General features: G+C 64.0%; 1 protein-coding gene. It reads left to right on the top strand.

Going from position 1 to position 811, the window contains the following annotated elements; translation table 11 throughout:
* The coding region (locus tag ACAG26_RS27660; protein WP_370486270.1) for a reverse transcriptase domain-containing protein at positions 1-708 on the top strand (708 nt) is incomplete at its 5' end.
* Between the last annotated feature and the right edge of the window lie 103 nt (positions 709-811).

Raw genomic sequence — 811 nt, 5'->3', positions numbered from 1 at the left:
GGCACCCTGGCGCAGCGGGATCGGGGCACCCCACAGGGGTCGCCGGTCTCGCCTGTGTTGGCCAACCTGTTTTTGCATTACGCGTTCGACATGTGGATGGTGCGGGAGTTCCCGACCGTGCGGTTCGAGCGCTATGTCGATGACGCGGTGGTGCACTGTGTCAGCGAGCGCCAGGCCCGCCAGGTGCTGGCCGCGTTGCACGACAGGATGGCCGAGGTTGGGTTGCGGCTGCATCCTGACAAGACCCGGATCGTGTATTGCAAGGACGGCAAACGTCGCGGTAACTATGCGCACACGTCGTTTACCTTCCTGGGCTTCACGTTCCGGCCACGTCGGGCGCGGGACAAACATGGACGTAAGTTCACGTCGTTTATGCCCGCGATCAGCAGGGACGCTTTGACCAAAATCGGCCGGGAGGTGCGGTCGTGGCGATTGCACCGCCAGACCGGCCGGTCCTTCGGGGACCTGGCACGCTGGATTAACCCCATCGTGCGGGGCTGGATGAACTATTACGGCGCCTTCTACCGGTCGGCGCTGTATGCCTTCCTGACGCGCATCAACGCCTACCTGATGCGCTGGGTCCGCAACAAATATCGGCGGTACCGGGGGCGTGGAGCCTTCCAGCAGGCGTGGCAGCGGGTTACCGCTGATTACCCACGATTCCTTGCACACTGGGCATGGACCACCACCGTCCCCACCAGCTGGTGACCAAGATGACAAGAGCCGTATGAACCGAGAGGTTCACGTACGGTTCTGTGGGAGCCGGGGGGTGCGACTCCCCCCGGCTACCCGACCCGGCCGACACGCCGTG

Source organism: Mycobacterium sp. pUA109 (assembly GCF_041287095.1).
Classification (GTDB): domain Bacteria; phylum Actinomycetota; class Actinomycetes; order Mycobacteriales; family Mycobacteriaceae; genus Mycobacterium.
The sequence above is the reverse complement of the archived record's forward strand: the minus strand, read 5'-3'. Positions and strand labels throughout refer to the sequence as shown.